Genomic DNA, 16,215 nt, shown 5'->3' with positions numbered 1-16,215 from the left:
GCATGGGAGGCCGCGGGCTGTCCACGATCCGCGGCGGCGGGATGAAGCCGCCCAGCAGCGTGGGGGCCAGCGCCAGGGCCGGCGGCAGAAGCAGCGCCTGATGCGCGGCCAGCCCGAAGGGGCACTCCTGCCCGGCGCCGATGTGGCTGGACGGGTCGCCCTGTTCGTGGTGTCCGTGGTGGGAATCGGCCTGCGCGTGCTGCCCGCCCGGTTGGCCCATGCCCGGAAACACGCCGCCGCCCGCCGCGCAGAACCCCAGCGCCAGGCGGCCGTGCCGCAGCGCGTCCGCGTCGGGCATGTAGCCCACGGGCACGACGGCGCGCGCCGCCAGCAGAAGCAGCAGCAGGAGCCGCGCCAGCGTGCCGACGCTGGCAATGCGTAGAGGTGGACAGGACAGGCCGGGGCGCATGCGCTCGTTCCCGGCGACGGCCGATTCCGTCGCCAAGCGCGCATTTTACGCAATGCGCGCGATGCGCCATTCCGGAATGCCCATTCGCCGTCCCGCGGCCGCGCGCCGCCGGCCTCAAGCCAGCTGATCGGCCCCGATGACATGCAGGCCGGGCCGGGCCGCGATGGCCGCTTCGAGCATGGCCCTGGCGATCGTGGCGGCCGGATTGATCCGCCAGCGGCGCGGCAGCACCGGCCCGGCCAGCCGCAAGACCGCCGCCATCGCCCTTTCGCCCGCCCGGAACTCGTCGCGCTCGCCGCCGATCAAGCCGGGACGCACGAACGTCAGCGACCGATATCCGCGTCCCGACAGCGCCTGTTCCAGTTCACCCTTGACGCGGTTATAGAAGAACCGCGACGTGGAATCGGCCCCGATCGCGGAATTGAGCACATACGCGGACGCGCCGGCGCGCAGGGCCAGGTCGGCGATCGCCAGCGGATAGTCGTGGTCCACGCGCCGGAAGGCGGCCTGCCCGCCGGCCGTCCGCATGGTGGTGCCCAGCGCGCAAATGACGGCATCGGCCCGCCACCAGGGCGCATCCCCAGGCAAATCGTCGAAATCGACAACCGGCGCCAGCAGCTTCGGCTGCGGCGGGAGCGCCCGGCGGACGGGCGCCGCGATGGATTCCACCCGCGGATCGGCCAGCGCCAGATCCAGGACGTGGCGCCCCACCAGCCCGGTGGCGCCGGCCAGCAATAGTTTCATGTCGGGTTCCTTGATTTGCGCCCGGGCGCCCTGCCCGCGCGTCGCCAGCGCGGCGTTCGTGCCCATACTAAGACAATTGAGACTTATTATTGCTAGAATTCCGCCTGACACCTCCCTTAAATGGGACCACATGCCTCGCTCACGGGATAGCTTTTGAATGGCCAAGCCATCGCGCTCCAAATTATGGTTCCTTGTACACAGTTGGCTGGCCTTGCCAATCTGGATATTCCTTTTCTTCATCTGTGCGACCGGAACCATCGCCGTCATCAGCCAGGAAATCGTCTGGCTGATCAACCCCGCCGTCCGCGCCCAGGCGCCTGACGCCGACACGCCGCGCATGGGCTACCAGGCGCTGATGGACTCCATCGCCAAGCAGGAACCCGAAGCCTCGGTGCAACGCCTGTCCTGGCCTGAAGAATCGCAGTTCGCGCTGACCGCGTCCGTGGGCTACCCGGGCGCGCGCTTCACGTCGATCTACGTCAATCCCTATACCGGCGTGGTGCAGGGACCGGCCCTGAACTTCGACCTGCGGCAGTTCATGCGGGCGCTGCACGGCTGGCTGCTGATCCCCTTCACCAACGGCTACAGCTGGGGCTGGTATCTGGTATCCCTGCTGTCGCTGCCGATGCTGGCCTCGCTGATCACCGGCCTGGTGGTGTACAAGCGCTTCTGGCGCGCGTACTTCCAGAAGCCGCGCCTGCGCATCGGCCAGGGCGCGCGCATTTTCTGGGGCGATTTCCACCGGCTGTCCGGGCTGTGGTCCGTCTGGTTCATCCTGCTGATTTCGGTCAGCGCGATCTGGTTCCTGGTGCAGGCGGTGCTGGCGGATACGGCCACCACCATTTCGACCCAGGGTGTGCCCGCCGTCGTGGCGCGCGACGAGGTGCCCACCGTGACGCCCGGCCAGGCCATCAAGCGCCTGCCGCTCGACGACATCGTCGCCATCGCCGAACGCGAATTGCCCGGCCTGGAAACGCAGCACGTATTCTTCCCCGGCAACGCGTATGACCCGATCACCATCGCGGGCCGCGGCGCCTATCCCCTGATGTTCCAGTCCGCCAAGATCAATCCCTACAACGGCAAAGTCGAGGACGTGCGCCGCCTGTCGGACCGCAACGGCCTGGAGTTCTTCACGGAATCGATGCGCCCTCTGCATACGGGCGACTTCGGCGGATTCTGGCTCAAGCTGGTGTGGTTCCTGTTCGGCCTGCTGCTGACGATGATGTCGCTCAGCGGCCTGCTGATCTGGACCAAGCGCACCGCGCAAGCCACCGCCAAGGCGCTGCGCCCGGCGCGCGCCGACCGTTCCGCCGCACGCGAGGTGACCGAATGAGCAAGACCGCAACCCTGAGCCCCGCCGCGCCCAAGCCCAGTTTCTGGCGCCGCTGGCGCTTTCACCTGAGCGGCCTGCTGCTCATCCTGCCCATCATCTATGTGCCGAAGTATTTCGACAATCTGGCGCTGTCGCGCGGCCTGATGGGACTGGGCCAGCGCTCCGCCGGCGACGTGCAGGTGGGTCCGTGGAAGCTGCAGCTTGCCGAGTGGCAAGTCGGCGCACCCAAGTCCGATCCGGCCGGCATGGTCAAGACCTTCACCATGGCCCAGTGCGCCCAGTGCCAGGACCAGATCCGCGCGGTCTACGTCCGTGTCGGCAAGCCGCGCAGCCTGCGCGCCGCGGGATCGATCTTCTTCGGCAGCCCCCACCGGGCTTTCGCCACGGTGCCGATCCCGCCGCGCACCGCGCCCGATGCCGAATTGTGGATCACCGCCGAAGGCTGGGACGGCTCGATGCACCAGGCAGCCTGGCCCATCGCCACGGCCTCGCCCGCCACCGCCGAGTGGCTGAAGAAACAAGGAGCAAACTGATGAATCCGTTTACCGCGAACGGTGCGCGCGCCGCCTTGGCCGGCGCCCTGCTGTGCGCCAGCGCCGGCGCCCTGGCGCACAACCCCATGGCCGAATGCAAGGCGGCGGCCGACAAGGAACAGATCCAGTGCACCGGCGGCTTCTCCGACGGCAGCGGCGCCGCGGGCGTCACGATGGACGTGATCTCCTACGATGAGCAGATCCTGGTTCCGGGCAAGCTGGACAAGGATTCCAAGCTGACCTTCAAGCGGCCCGACGGCGAGTTCTACGTGCTGTTCGACGCCGGTCCCGGCCACGTCGTCGAAATCGACCACGTCGACATCCAGTAAGCCCCGGCCCTTAGCAGCATGCACACACAAGTCATCCGCCCCGCGGGCGCCGGACATGAAACGCTTGCGGTGCTGGGCGCATGCCTGGTCATCGTTGCGGCCGCCGCCGGCTACATCGGCCTGCGCGCCGCGCCCGCCGAAGGCGCCGCGCTCGCGGCCAGCCAGATCGACGCGCGCCGCGACCTGACGCCCGCCGAACAGGGCATCTACGCGGACCTGCGCGTCGCCTACGACGAAATCGCCTTTGCGGCGCAGGCCGGCGAACCCGCGCCGTCCGTCGCCGACCTGGCAGACCAGGGCCTGCCGCCGTTTGTCGCCGACAACAGCACGGCGGTGCGCGGCGGCCACGCCTGGCGCCTGCAGAAGCAGGCCGGCCACGTGCTGTACGTGGGCCAGACGGCCGATGCCGCACTGGCGGGCTCGTTCCTGCTGCGCACCGACGCCGGCGGCGCCAAGGATGGCCACGGCCATGACCACGCGCCGGCCGGCGAGGCCCAGGCCGACGTCTGGCTTGCGCGCGACGCGGCCGCCCGCGTGCCGGATCCCGCGGACGACGCCGCCCTCGCGGCCGCCGGCTGGCGCCAGATCGTCGCCCAGTTCGACAGCGGCGTCACCCGCCAGAACAAGCCCTGACCGGCCTTCCCTTCCCACCGTTTCCCGACACCGAGCCTCTTCCAGACTTATGTCCGCATTCCCGTCTTTCGACCTGTTCCTGCGCCGTTGCGCGCGGCCGCTGACCGCGCTGGCGCTGCTGGCCTGCGCCCTGCTCGCGCCGGCCCACGCCGAGGAGGCCAAGCGCCTGCGCATCGGCGTGACGCTGCATCCGTATTACAGCTACGTCGCCAACATCGTCGGCGACAAGGCGGAAGTGGTGCCGCTGATCCCGGTGGGCTTCAATCCGCACGCCTACGAGCCGCGCGCGGAAGACATCAAGCGCATCGGCACGCTGGACCTGGTGGTGCTGAACGGCATCGGCCACGACGACTTCGCCGACCGCATGATCGCCGCCAGCGAAAAGCCCAAGATCCCGGTGATCGAGGCCAACGCGCAGGTGCCGCTGCTGGCGGCCGTCGGCATGGCGGCGCGGGGCGGCGGCGATTCCGGCAAGGTCGTCAACCCGCACACCTTCCTGTCCATCACCGCGTCCATCGCCCAGATCAACACCATCGCGCGCGAACTGGGCCGCATCGACCCCGCGAACGCCCAGGCCTATACCGCCAATGCGCGCGCCTATGGCCAGCGCCTGCGCAAGCTGCGCGCCGACGCGCTGGGCCAGCTGGCGACGGCGCCCAATGCGGACCTGCGCGTCGCGACCATCCATGGCGCCTATGACTACCTGCTGCGCGAGTTCGGGCTGGAAGTGACCGCGGTCGTCGAGCCGGCCCACGGCATCGAGCCCAGCCCCGCGCAGCTCAAGGGCACCATCGAGCAACTGCGCGCCGCGAACGTCAAGGTGATCTTTTCGGAACTGAACTTCCCGTCGGCCTACGTCGAGACCATCCAGCGCGAGACCGGCGTAAAGCTGTATGCGCTGTCGCACATTTCCTATGGCGAGTACAGCGCCGAGCAGTTCGAGAAAGAGATGAAGCAGAACCTGGCCACCGTCGTGCGCGCCATCAAAGAGGCCGGCGCGTGACGGCCGCCGCGACGACCCCGATGGCCGGCGCGCTCGGCCCCTCGCTGGTCTTTGACGATATTTCCCTGACCCTGGGCCGCACCGATATCCTGACCGGCGTCGGCTTCACCGTCGCGCCGGGCAGCGTGCACGCGCTGGTCGGCCCGAATGGCGGCGGCAAGAGTTCGCTGGTCAAGACGCTGCTTGGCCAGATGCCCCATCGCGGCAAGCTCAGCGTGTCCTGGCCGGGCGACCGGCCCGGCGTCATCGGCTACATCCCGCAGGCGCTGGAGTTCGACCGCGGGCTGCCCATGACGGTCAACGATTTCATGGCCGCGATGTGCCAGCGCAAGCCCGCCTTCCTGGGACTGTCGCGCTCGCGCGCGGGCGAGATCGGCGACGCGCTGGCGCGTGTCGGCATGCAGGACAAGCGCAACCGGCGCATGGGCGCCCTGTCGGGCGGCGAGCGCCAGCGCGTGCTGCTGGCGCAGGGCCTGGTGCCCAGCCCCTCGATGGTGGTGCTGGACGAACCCATGTCCGCGCTGGACGAAGCCGGCGTGCGCGTGTTCGAGGAACTGCTGGACAGCTGGCGCGCGCAGCGCGTGACCGTGCTGTGGATCGAGCACGACCTTGAGGCCGTGGGCCGCCTGGCCGACCGCGTGACCGGACTGAACCGCCAGGTGCTGTGCGACGGCCCGCCCGCGCAGGTGCTCACGCCCGACCGGCTGCTGGCCCTGTTCTCGACGCGGCCGCGCGTCGCCAGCCTGCCGCAGGAGCGCGCCGCATGAACGCCTTTTTCGACAACCTGCGCCAGTGGGTGCAGTCGGCCGCCGAATCCGGCATGCTGCCCGAATCGCTTGCCTACGGCTTCGTGGTCAACGCCCTGATGGCCGGCCTGATCATCGGCCCCGTCCTGGGCGGCCTGGGCACCCTGGTCGTGGTCAAGCGCTTTGCCTTCTTCTCGGAAGCGGTGGGCCACGCCGCGCTGACCGGCGTCGCCATCGGCATCCTGCTGGGCGAGCCCTATACCGGCCCGTACGGCAGCCTGTTCAGCTACTGCCTGATCTTCGGCATCCTGCTGAATTTCCTGAGCAACCGCACGCGGCTCACGCCCGACACGCTGATCGGCGTGTTCCTGTCGGTGTCGCTGGCCCTGGGCGCCAGCCTGCTGCTGATGCTGTCCGGCCGCATCAACATCCATATCCTGGAGAACGTGCTGTTCGGCTCCGTGCTCACGGTCAACAGCAATGACCTCGCGGTGCTGACCTGCGTCGCGGTGCTGGCGCTGGCGCTGGCCCTGCCCAACTACAACCGGCTGATGCTGGCCAGCTTCAACCCGCAGCTCGCCGCGGTGCGCGGCGTACCGGTCAAGGCCATGGACTACCTGTTCGTGATCCTGATCACGCTGGTGACCGTGGCGTCGGTCAAGGTGATCGGGGCCATCCTGGTCGGCGCCCTGCTGGTGATCCCGGCGGCCGCGGCCCGGATGCTGGCGCAGTCGCTCAAGAGCTTCTTCGCGCTGTCGGTGCTGCTGGCGATGATCAGCACGCTGGCCGGCATCATGCTGCCGATCGAGCTGGAACTGCCGGTGCCTTCGGGCGCGGCCATCATTCTGGTCGCGGGCATCTTGTTCGCGATCGCGGCCCTGGCGCGCAGCCTGGTGCCGGGTCTGAAAGGAAATGCAGCATGAGCATGAAGTCCGGATACGCAACGTTGCGCCGCGCCGCCCTGGCGGTGGCACTGGCGTCCGCATTGGGCGCCGCCGCCGTGGCGCAGGCGCAGGAACCCGCCAGGTCCGGCCGGGCCGCGCGCGCGGCCCACGCCGAAACGCCGCGCCGCCTTGGCTGTGGCCTTGGCGTCCCCTTGGGGCGCCGCCGCCGGGGCGCAGGCGCAGCACCCCGCCCGGGCCGGCCGGGCCGCGCGCGCGCCCCCGGCCGAAACGCTGCCTGCCGCGCCCGCCGCGGCCACGGTGCTGGCCGCGCACCCCGTGGTGTACGCGCTGACCAGCAGCCTGGCCGACGGCACCGGCATCCGCGTCGAGCGCGCCGCCCCCGCCAATCTGCCGGCCACGCGCCTGTCGTCGTATTTCCATGGGCGCGGCGGTCCGGCGCTGCAGAAGGCCGCGGCCTCCGCCGACGCGGCGGTGGGCCTGCGTTCGATCTGGCCCGATGACCCGCTCTTTGCCACGGCGCGCCGCAGCAACATCCGCATCATTGAAATCGACGCCGCCCGGCCGCTGGACGGCGCGCTCAACGGCATCGCCCTGCAGAGCGACGCGCGGCCGGGCGGCCAGTTCGCCGCGTATCCGTGGCTGAGCATCGTCAACCTGGGGCGCATGGCCGACATCGTCGCCGCCGACCTGGGACGCCTGTCGCCCTCGGATGACAAGCGCATCGGCGAGAACCTGGCGCGGATCAAGCGCACGCTGGTCGAACTTAACGCCACAAGCCAGGCCGGCCTGGCCCAGGCCCAAAACGTCGCCGTCGTCAGCCTGTCCGAACGCCTGCCCTACCTGATCGCGGAGTTCAACCTGGACCTGGTGGATACGCAGGCGCGCGACGACAAGGATTGGACGCCCGAAACGCTGGCCGCGCTGACCGCGACGCTGAAGGACAACGGCGTCGCCGCCGCCCTGCTGCATCGCGAGCCCACGCCGGAATTGCGCCAGGCGATCGAGGCCGGCGGCGCGCGCGCCATTGTCCTGGCCACCGACGGCGCTGACCCCGTCGCCGACCTGCAGGGCAACGCGAAGCTGCTGCTGCAAGCCCTGGCGCCAGCGGCCGCGTCCGCGGCGAAGTAAGAGCGGGCTAGCCAAGACCGGACTAGCCGCCGGCCGCCTGCGCCGCGGCGGCTGCCCGCAGGCATTCGATCAGTTGCAGGCTTGCGGCCGGCAGCCCGGCGCCCCGCAGCGTCATGATGCCGACCGGCGGCAGCTCCAGCGGCAGTGGCACATCCAGGATCCTGCACAGGCCCTGGCGCTCGAAGCGCCTGGCCGCCGACCGCGCCAGGAACCCCACCCCGCCCCGCTCGCCCACGAAGGTCAACGTGGCCAGGTAGGACGAGGTTTCCATCAGGTCGGACGACGGCTGCAGCCCATGCCGATGGAATTGCTGCTCCAGCTTCACGCGCAGCGACGCCCAGGGCGGCGGCATGACACAGGGCAAGGCGGCCAGATCCGTCCACGCCGGTTCCGCCATGCCGGCCACCTTGCTGCCCGGCCCGGCAACCACCACCATCGGTTCCTCGAACAAGGCCTCGGTCTGCAGGTCCGGCGCGGCATAGCCGGGTTCCAGCCGCCCCACGAACAGGTCCAACTCGCCCAGGCGCAACTTGGGCAGCAGGTGGGTCAGGTCGCCTTCCTCGATCTGCACGGTGGCGCGCGCCGACCGCGCCTTCAGCGCCTGCACCGCACGCGCCAGCAGCACCGGCATCGCCACGGCCATCGCGCCCACCCGCGTCTTGCCGGCGGCGCCGCTTGCGGCCGCGTCGATCTCATCGCGAGTCCGTTCGTATTGCGCCAGCACGCCGCGCGCGAAGCGCACCACGGACAGGCCCGCCGCGGTGGGTTCCGTGCCGCGCACGGACCGGTCGAACAGCGTGAAGCCGAGCATGGCCTCGACCTCGGACAGCATGCGCGACACGGCGGGCTGGCTGACCGCCATGAACTCCGCCGTGCGGCCCAGATGGCGGAATTCGTCCAGCGCCACGACCAGTTGCAGATGCCGCAGCTTGAGGTTTGAGCGGAATACGCGGTCCAGGTGCGCCATGGCGGATCCAATACATACCAGATTGGTTATCTATCGATCAGCCAATTCTATTGGATAGTTATATATAAGCCCACGAGAATAAACACCGGTCGCCCGCAGCCTTCACGGCGAACCTCAACAATAACGACATCCGGAGACAATCCATGAGGCAACTTCCACCCCCTGACCTGCGCAGGCGCAGGCTGCTGGCGGGCGCCGCCTGTGCCGGCGCGGCCGGCCTGCTGGCCCCCTTTGGCGCGCGCGCCGCCGACTATCCGCTGCGGCCCATCACTTTCATCTGCCCGTGGCCGGTCGGCGGCACCGCCGACCAGTCGATGCGGGCGCTCTGCCAGGTGGCGTCCGGCGTGCTGGGCCAGTCCATCGTGGTGGAGAACCGCGCGGGGGCGTCGGGCATGCTCGGCACCAAGTCCCTGTCGCAGGCCCAGCCGGACGGCTACACCATCGGCCAGATTCCGATATCGGTTGCGCGCTTTTCCCAGCTTGGCCTGCTGCAGCTCGATCCCCGCAGCGAGCTGACCTACCTTGCCCGCACCTCGGGCCAGACCTTCGGCATCGCCGTGCTGGCCACGTCGCCGTTCAAGACGCTGAAGGACGTCGTGGCCCACGCCAAGGCCAATCCGGGCAAGCTCAGTTACGGACACGCGGGCATCGGCGGCGCCACGCATGTGGGCATGGAAGAGTTCGCCATGGCGGCGGGCGCGCGCTTCAACGCGATCGCCTACAAGGGCGGCGCGGCCGCGCTGCAGGACGTCCTGGGCGGCCAGATCGACCTGCTGGCGGACTCCAGTTCGTGGGCGCCGCATGTCGAATCGGGCAAGCTGCGCCTGCTGGCCACCTGGGGCGAGTCGCGCGCCACGCGCTTCAAGGATGCGCCCACGCTCAAGGAACTGGGCTACGACGTCGTGGTCGAGGCGCCAAACGGCATCGGCGCGCCGAAGGGACTGGACCCGGCCGTGGAACGCAAGCTGCGCGACGCATTCCGCACCGCGGTCCAGAGCGACGCCTTCAAGCAGGTGGCCGATCGCATCGATGCGCCGGTGATGTACCTGGACGGGCCGGACTACAAGGCCTACGTGGCGTCGGTCTACCAGCAGGAAACCGTGCTGATCGCGCGGCTGAAGCTGAAAGAAATGCTCCAGAAAGGCTGATTCCCCGGTGAACACCAACCCTTTGATCCGGCTGCACGCCAACGACAACGTGCTGGTCGCCAGGCAGGCCCTGGCGCTGGGCATGTCCATCCCGGAGCTGGGCCTGCGCCTGCGCGCGCAGGTGCCGGGCGGGCACAAGATCGCCGCCTGCCGCATCGCGGCCGGCGAGCCGGTGCGCAAGTACGACGCCATCATCGGCGTGGCGGCGCGCGACATCGAAGCCGGAGACCACGTGCACGCGCACAACCTGGCGCTGGCCGACTTCGCGCGCGACCCGGCATTCTGCCGCGACGCGCGGCCCGTGGAACTGCTGCCCGAGGCGCAGCGCGCCACGTTCCAGGGCTACCTGCGCGCCGACGGACGCGTGGGCACGCGCAATTTCATCGGCATCCTGGCCTCGGTCAACTGTTCCGCCACGGTGATCCACCACATCGCTGAGCACTTCACGCCCGAACGCCTGGCCGCGTATCCCAACGTGGACGGGGTGGCGGCGTTCGCGCAGACGAGCGGCTGTGGGATGTCGTCGCCCAGCGAGCATTTCGATGTGCTGCGGCGCACGCTGGCGGGCTATGCGCGGCATCCCAACCTGGCGGGCGTGCTGATCGTGGGGCTGGGCTGCGAGCGCAACCAGGTGGCCGCGCTGGTGGAATCGCAGCAGCTTGCGCAGGATGCGCGCGTGCGCACGCTGGTCATGCAGGACAGCGGAGGCACGCGCGCAACCATTGCGGCGGGCATCCGCGCCATCGAGGACATGCTGCCGCAGGCCGACGCCGCGCGGCGCACCGCGGTGCCGGCCAGCCACCTGAAGATCGGACTGGAATGCGGCGGTTCGGACGGCTTTTCCGCCATCACCGCCAATCCCGCGCTCGGCGCGGCCATGGACATCCTGGTGCGCCACGGCGGCACCGCGATCCTGTCGGAGACACCCGAGATCCACGGCGTGGAATACATGCTGACGCGCCGCGCCGTGACGCCGGAGGTCGGGCAGAAACTGCTGGACCGGCTGGCCTGGTGGGAACGCTACACGGCCGGCCAGAACGCGCAGTTCAACGGCGTGGTGGGCCACGGCAACCAGCAAGGCGGGCTGGCCAACATCTTTGAAAAGTCGCTGGGATCGGCCATGAAGGGCGGCACGACGCCGCTGCAGGCCGTCTACGAGTATGCCGAACCCATCGACCGCGCGGGCCTGGTGTTCATGGATTCGCCGGGCTATGACCCGGTGGCCGTCACCGGCCAGATCGCCAGCGGCGCCAACCTGATCTGCTTCACCACGGGCCGCGGCTCCATGTTCGGCTCCAAGCCCGCGCCCACGCTCAAGCTGGCCAGCAACAGCGCCATGTATGCCCGCCTGCGGGACGACATGGACATCAATTGCGGCGCGGTGCTGGACGGCGACGTCGACATCGCGCAGATGGGCCGGCGCATCTTCGAGCACATCCTGCGCGCCGCCTCCGGCGCGCCCACCAAGAGCGAGGCGCTGGGCCTGGGCAACCACGAATTCGTGCCCTGGCATCTGGGCATCGTCAGCTGACTCATCCCTTCAGGAGCCTTCCCGCATGCCGGCGCACAACCCCTTCAAATCCGCCCTCGCGGCGCGGCAGGCGCAGGTCGGCCTGTGGCTGTCGATGGCCGATCCCTACCTGGCCGAAGTCTCCGCGACCGCGGGCTTCGACTGGCTGCTGATCGACGGCGAGCACGCCCCGAACGACCTGCGCGGCACGCTCGCCGCCCTGCAGGCCGTGGCGCCGTACCGCTCGCAGCCCGTCGTGCGCGTGGTGGCCGGCGACACCGCGCTCATCAAGCAGATGCTGGACATCGGCGCCCGCAACCTGCTCGTGCCCATGGTGGACAGCGCCGCGCAGGCGCGCGCGCTGGTGGCCGCCACGCGCTACCCGCCGCAAGGCGTGCGCGGCGTGGGCAGCGCCGTGGGACGGGCATCGCGCTGGAGCAGCCGCGACGACTACCTGGATGTCGCCGACGACGAGATCTGCCTGCTGGTGCAGGCGGAAACCGTGGCGGCGCTGGCGGACCTGGAAGCGATCTGCGCCGTGCCGGGCGTGGACGGCGTATTCATCGGCCCCGCTGACCTCGCCGCCTCGATGGGCTATCGCGGCCGCCCGGGCCACCCCGAGGTGCAGGCGGCGATCGAACGCGCCATGCGGGTCATCATCGACAGCGGCAAGGCGGCCGGCACGCTCACGTCCGACGCCGTGCTGGCGCGCCGCTACCTGGACCTGGGCTGCACCTTCGTGGCGACGGGCGTCGACGTCCTGCTGTATGCGAACAGTGCGCGGCGCCTGGCCGCGAGCTTCCTGTCCACCGCCGCCGACGGCCCGCCATCGCCCTCATCCGCCGCCTACTGAGTCGACGCGGGCGGGGTTCCGGCCCGTAATCTGGTCTTGCGCGGGCCGGCTTTCAGGCATAAATTGATCAGTACCGCTTTTCGACCGGCCATCACGATCCCTCCGTCCGAATCGCGCGCGAAGGTTGTTTTCTATCTTTTGTTCCCCAAAGGAGCGATGCGATGCGAGTAAAACACCTGCTTGCCCCTGCGACCGTGGCCCTATCAATTCTGTTCGCCCCGCCCACCACGGCCGCGCCCCCCGAACCCGCCCCCATCATCACCGGTAAGCACTGGACGGAATCGGACGCCAACCTGAAGAAAGCCTATCTGCTGGGCATGGCGAACGTGCTTGAAGTCGAACGGGCCTATCAGCAGCGCCGGTCCGTCCCGGACTCCCAGACCCTGGTGCCGAAGTTCGCCAACGGGCTTCAGAACCAGACGCTGGACTCCGTGCGCGACACGTTGGACCGCTGGTATGCGGCCAATCCGTCTCAGATTGACCGGCCGGTGGTAGAGACTATCTGGTTCGAGATCGTCATGCCCGCCACCAAGACGAAGCGCACCCCCTAGGAGCCGCCATGAAAACCATCCGAACCATAGGCCTGGCCATTGCGATGGCGTCCCTGGCCGCTTGCACCAACATGACCAAGGAACAGCAAGGCACCGTCACCGGCGGCATCATGGGCGCCGCCGCGGGCGCCGGCATTGCCGCCATCGCGGGCGGCAGCGCCTTGACCGGCGCCGCGATCGGCGGCGCGGCGGGCGGCATCGCGGGCAATATCCGCGGCGCCAACCAGTAGCGGACAGGCGCCGCGCGGGTTCGCGCGGCGCTTCGCCCCTGCCCCTTTCCCCTCGTCACGCCGGCCGGCGCTCCCAGCGCCCGCCGGCGTGATGCCATTTACGCGCGTGGAAATCCTGCGTCTCGCGTGGGCGCCCCGCGCCTTGCCATGGCGTTCCGGGCACGCGGCCGGCATACTGCTACGCTTTCGCGTCGCGCCTTCCCGCCAGCCATGCACGCTTCCCGTCCATGATGTACCTCCTGTGGTCCCTGCCCGCGCTGACCGTGATCGGCGCGATCGCCAGCGGGCGCATGAACACGACCCTGGCGGCGGTGCTGGGACTGGTCGCCGCCATCGCCGTGGCCCTGTTCGCGGCGCCCGCGCCCTACGCGCCCGCCCAATTGGCGGTGGCGCTGGAACGCGGACTCTGGATCGGCGGGATCATCACTCCCTATATCCTGGGCGGGCTGCTGTTCTGGCAGATGGCCGCGCAAGGCCGCGCCGCCCCCGGCAAAGGCGATCCGGCCCTGCCGCGCGATCCGCTGGCCCGGCGCAGGCTGCTGTTCTTCGCCTGCTTCCTGATCGGACCGTTCGCCGAGTCCGCCACCGGATTCGGCGTGGGCATGCTGGGCACCGTGATGCTGATCCGGCCGCTGGGGCTGAAGGCGCGCGAGACCATGGTGTTCGCCCTGCTGAGCCAGACGCTCATCCCATGGGGCGCGATGGGCAGCGGCACGCTGCTGGCATCGGCCTACGCGCGCGTGCCGCCGGCGCAGCTGGCGCTGTACGGCATGGCGCCGGTGGCCTTGCTGATGATGGTCTGGATGTGCCTGTACTGGCGGACCGCTGACCGGGCCGGACTGCCGGCGCCGGTGTCCGAGCGCGCACGCGAGGCCGCATGGATGACGGCAAGCCTTGCGCTGCTGGCTGCCGCGACGGCGCTTCTGGGCCCCGAAACGGCGCTGCTGGCGGCGTACGGCCCGCTGATCGTCCTGCGCTTCCTGGCGGACCGGCGCCCTGACGCTCGCCAGGCGCTGCAGGCGGCACGCGAGGCCCTGCCCTATATCGCGCTGATCGCCTGCCTGGTGGCGACGCGGTTGATGCCCGGCGTCAACCGCGCCCTGGCCAGCCTGGCCGACTTCCGGCCCTATGCGGACCTGCCCGCATGGATGCCCTTCCTGCACGCGGGCAGCTGGCTGATCGCCGGCGCGCTGCTGATGGCGTTCGGGCCCCGCCGCCGTGGCCAGCTGGCGGCGCAGGCACGCGCGGCATGGACGACGGGCCGCCATGCCGTCATGTCGGTCTTTCTGTTCGCCATGATGGCCGAGACGCTGGCCGGCGCGGGCATCTCGCAGGCCTACGCCGATGGACTGTTTTCCGCCCTGCGCGACTGGACTATCCTTATCACTCCGGTTCTGGCCGGCGCCTTCGGCATCCTGGCCAACAGCGGCAACGCGCCGAACAGCCTCTTCATGCCTTCCCAGCTATCATTAGCGCTTCAGGCAGGGCTGAATGTCCCCGCAGCGGCTGCGCTGCTGCATGTGTCGGGCACCTCGATGGGGATTTTTTCGCCGGTCCGGATGTCGATTGCGGCAGGACTGGCGCATGGCAGGGGGCAGGAACGCAGCGTGTATGTTCTACTACTGCCGTTTGCCCTGGCCGCGTTCGGCATACTGCTGTCGCTGGCGCTGCTTGTCGTCTTGTCCGGATAGCCGATTTCCGGGGCGGGATTGACAACAGGAGTTCGCGCGCAATGGTGCGCAACGGCCGAAAAATGGCGGCGCAGCGGAAACGCTCGCGGCCTCAACCTTTTTTTTGTGTAGCACATGGGACTAGAACAATTAGCCGCGATCCGGGAATTGCTGATCAAGCAGGCGCCTGAAAAGGCGACCCCCAAGAAAGAATCGCGTCCGCAGGGCGCCGACAAGGCGCGTCGCCCACAAGGCGCCGCGAAGGGACCGCGTCCGCAGAACGGCGAGAACAAGGGCCAGCGCACGCAAGGCGGCGACAAGGGGCAGCGTCCCCCGCGCGCCGACAAGCGCGAAACGCCCGTGGATCCCGTCGTCGTCGCGATTTCGCGGCTGCAACGCCACTTCCCCAAGGCTTTTCCCAAGAACCCCGCGCCCAAGCTGCCGCTCAAGCTCGGCGTGCTGGCGGACCTGGTGCAGCATGCAGAAGCCCTGCAGCTGGACGAGGCGCAGATCAAGGAAGCCGTGAAGACCTGGTGCGACGGCCGTCGCTACTGGGCCAGCATGGTCGAGGACGCGCCGCGCGTGGACCTGAACGGCGAACCCTCCGGCGCCGTGACGGCCAACGAAGCCCGCCACGCCAAGCGCATGGCGTCGCGCAACGCTTCACGCAACGCCGCCCGCGCACGCGCCGAGAAGAAGGCCCAGGCCGCGCCTGCGGCCGACGCGCCGGCAACCGCTGAAGCGCCCGCTCCGGCGGCGCCCGCCGACGCTACTCTGGCTACGCCGACTACGCGGGCGGCGCCCGATACCGATTCCGAATACGCGTCAGCAACCCGACAACGCAGTACCCCCCTGCCGGGGGCCTGTAACCGCTGTCCTGGCCCGCGGCGGGCTTTTGCGCGCGCCGCGGATGCCGGTATCGCCTAGCGGCCTGATTCCAGCGCGTCGAGCGCCTGCTTGATGTAGCCCAACCCGGCGGGCGAATACGGCAGGGACAGCGCCTGTTGATGGCCCGCGCCGTCCATCTTCAGCAGCGACTTCCTGAGGATCTCCACGATCTTGTCCGGGTGCGCGGGATGGAAGGCCTCGTACTGGTATTGCAGGAACACCAGGCACAGCGCGTTTTCCATCACCTGCACGTCCGGGTCCTGCTTGATCCCCTGCTTCATCAGGATCGCCGCCACGCGTTCGCCCACGCTATCGGGATAGCCGGCGTCCTTGATGATGTCCTGCGCGATGCGCGCGTGATGCCGCGCCAGCGCCTTGCGCCACGACAGATAGCCGATCCGTCCTTCCGGATAGCTGCTGCGCGCGATCTCCCAGCGGCCGATGTGCTGGCACCGCGAGGCCAGAACCAGCGGTTCGGAAGCGTCGGGCGCCAGCTTCATGACCCAGTCGTGCAGCCTTTGCGCCAGGAACAGCTCCTGCGGACAGGTCTGGCCCTCCCATGAGAACGTCGTCGGGTCGGCGGCGTTGTAGTCGTCAAAGCGGCGCAGGGTCTGCTGCAGGCGGTCGTTCATGCG

General features: G+C 69.4%; 19 protein-coding genes. 15 read left to right on the top strand and 4 right to left on the bottom strand.

What is annotated here, in order from left to right:
* Both ABE485_RS26020 and ABE485_RS26015 read right to left on the bottom strand, forming a co-directional pair.
* A partial coding sequence (locus ABE485_RS26020) for a DUF2946 family protein (RefSeq protein ID WP_346518133.1) occupies positions 1–409 on the bottom strand: 409 nt, incomplete at its 3' end.
* A 114-nt stretch (positions 410–523) separates the two neighbouring features.
* Entirely contained in the window at positions 524–1,153 is a 630-nt protein-coding gene (locus tag ABE485_RS26015; RefSeq protein ID WP_346518132.1) for an NAD-dependent dehydratase, read from the bottom strand.
* Positions 1,154–1,310: 157 nt separating this feature from the next.
* Here ABE485_RS26015 and ABE485_RS26010 point away from each other — a divergent pair, with 157 nt between their 5' ends.
* From ABE485_RS26010 to ABE485_RS25975, 8 genes are all read left to right on the top strand, one after another.
* Positions 1,311–2,486 carry a PepSY-associated TM helix domain-containing protein gene (locus ABE485_RS26010; RefSeq protein WP_346518131.1) on the top strand — a complete coding sequence of 392 codons (1,176 nt, stop codon included), beginning with the start codon at positions 1,311–1,313 and terminating at the stop codon, positions 2,484–2,486.
* Positions 2,483–3,019, top strand: coding sequence for a thiamine pyrophosphate-binding protein (locus ABE485_RS26005; protein ID WP_346518130.1), 537 nt, complete (start codon positions 2,483–2,485; stop codon positions 3,017–3,019). Before ABE485_RS26010 ends, ABE485_RS26005 begins: the two co-directional genes overlap by 4 nt.
* The gene (locus ABE485_RS26000) at positions 3,019–3,348 is read left to right on the top strand and encodes a hypothetical protein (RefSeq protein WP_346518129.1); all 330 of its coding nucleotides are present in this window, start codon (positions 3,019–3,021) and stop codon (positions 3,346–3,348) included. Before ABE485_RS26005 ends, ABE485_RS26000 begins: the two co-directional genes overlap by 1 nt.
* An 18-nt stretch (positions 3,349–3,366) precedes the next feature.
* On the top strand, positions 3,367–3,981 hold the full coding sequence (locus ABE485_RS25995; protein ID WP_346518128.1) for a DUF6162 family protein: 615 nt from the start codon (positions 3,367–3,369) through the stop codon (positions 3,979–3,981).
* Positions 3,982–4,030: 49 nt separating this feature from the next.
* Positions 4,031–4,984 carry a metal ABC transporter solute-binding protein, Zn/Mn family gene (locus tag ABE485_RS25990; protein ID WP_346518127.1) on the top strand — a complete coding sequence of 318 codons (954 nt, stop codon included), beginning with the start codon at positions 4,031–4,033 and terminating at the stop codon, positions 4,982–4,984.
* Positions 4,981–5,751 (top strand): metal ABC transporter ATP-binding protein, encoded by a 771-nt coding sequence (locus ABE485_RS25985; protein WP_346518126.1) that lies wholly within the window; start codon positions 4,981–4,983, stop codon positions 5,749–5,751. Before ABE485_RS25990 ends, ABE485_RS25985 begins: the two co-directional genes overlap by 4 nt.
* Positions 5,748–6,653 carry a metal ABC transporter permease gene (locus ABE485_RS25980; RefSeq protein WP_346518125.1) on the top strand — a complete coding sequence of 302 codons (906 nt, stop codon included), beginning with the start codon at positions 5,748–5,750 and terminating at the stop codon, positions 6,651–6,653. The genes ABE485_RS25985 and ABE485_RS25980 overlap by 4 nt, the downstream gene beginning before the upstream one ends.
* Positions 6,654–6,809: 156 nt before the next feature.
* On the top strand, positions 6,810–7,763 hold the full coding sequence (locus ABE485_RS25975) for a metal ABC transporter solute-binding protein, Zn/Mn family (RefSeq protein ID WP_346518134.1): 954 nt from the start codon (positions 6,810–6,812) through the stop codon (positions 7,761–7,763).
* Between the two features lie 22 nt (positions 7,764–7,785).
* Here ABE485_RS25975 and ABE485_RS25970 read toward each other — a convergent pair whose 3' ends face one another.
* Positions 7,786–8,730, bottom strand: coding sequence for a LysR substrate-binding domain-containing protein (locus tag ABE485_RS25970; RefSeq protein ID WP_346518124.1), 945 nt, complete (start codon positions 8,728–8,730; stop codon positions 7,786–7,788).
* A gap of 143 nt (positions 8,731–8,873) precedes the next feature.
* Here ABE485_RS25970 and ABE485_RS25965 point away from each other — a divergent pair, with 143 nt between their 5' ends.
* The 7 genes from ABE485_RS25965 to ABE485_RS25935 all read left to right on the top strand — a co-directional run bounded on the left by ABE485_RS25965 (position 8,874) and on the right by ABE485_RS25935 (position 15,619).
* Entirely contained in the window at positions 8,874–9,878 is a 1,005-nt protein-coding gene (locus ABE485_RS25965; protein WP_346518123.1) for a tripartite tricarboxylate transporter substrate binding protein, read from the top strand.
* 7 nt (positions 9,879–9,885) lie between these two features.
* A complete protein-coding gene (locus tag ABE485_RS25960) occupies positions 9,886–11,409 on the top strand; it encodes a UxaA family hydrolase (protein WP_346518122.1) in 1,524 nt (507 codons plus the stop codon).
* Between the two features lie 25 nt (positions 11,410–11,434).
* Positions 11,435–12,241, top strand: coding sequence for an HpcH/HpaI aldolase/citrate lyase family protein (locus ABE485_RS25955; protein ID WP_346518121.1), 807 nt, complete (start codon positions 11,435–11,437; stop codon positions 12,239–12,241).
* 161 nt (positions 12,242–12,402) lie between these two features.
* Positions 12,403–12,792 carry a hypothetical protein gene (locus tag ABE485_RS25950; RefSeq protein WP_346518120.1) on the top strand — a complete coding sequence of 130 codons (390 nt, stop codon included), beginning with the start codon at positions 12,403–12,405 and terminating at the stop codon, positions 12,790–12,792.
* 8 nt (positions 12,793–12,800) lie between these two features.
* Positions 12,801–13,022, top strand: coding sequence for a hypothetical protein (locus tag ABE485_RS25945; RefSeq protein ID WP_346518119.1), 222 nt, complete (start codon positions 12,801–12,803; stop codon positions 13,020–13,022).
* Positions 13,023–13,249: 227 nt separating this feature from the next.
* Entirely contained in the window at positions 13,250–14,713 is a 1,464-nt protein-coding gene (locus tag ABE485_RS25940; protein ID WP_346518118.1) for a hypothetical protein, read from the top strand.
* A gap of 114 nt (positions 14,714–14,827) precedes the next feature.
* Positions 14,828–15,619 carry a ProQ/FinO family protein gene (locus ABE485_RS25935; protein ID WP_346518117.1) on the top strand — a complete coding sequence of 264 codons (792 nt, stop codon included), beginning with the start codon at positions 14,828–14,830 and terminating at the stop codon, positions 15,617–15,619.
* Here the strand turns inward: ABE485_RS25935 and ABE485_RS25930 are convergent.
* Complete coding sequence (locus ABE485_RS25930; RefSeq protein ID WP_346518116.1) at positions 15,616–16,212, bottom strand: DUF4202 domain-containing protein; 597 nt, start codon at positions 16,210–16,212, stop codon at positions 15,616–15,618. The two genes, ABE485_RS25935 and ABE485_RS25930, sit on opposite strands and share 4 nt — an antisense overlap.
* Positions 16,213–16,215 lie beyond the last annotated feature (3 nt).

It is taken from the genome of Achromobacter spanius (assembly GCF_039673305.1).
Taxonomy (GTDB): Bacteria; Pseudomonadota; Gammaproteobacteria; order Burkholderiales; family Burkholderiaceae_B; genus Achromobacter; species Achromobacter spanius_F.
The sequence above is the reverse complement of the archived record's forward strand: the minus strand, read 5'-3'. Positions and strand labels throughout refer to the sequence as shown.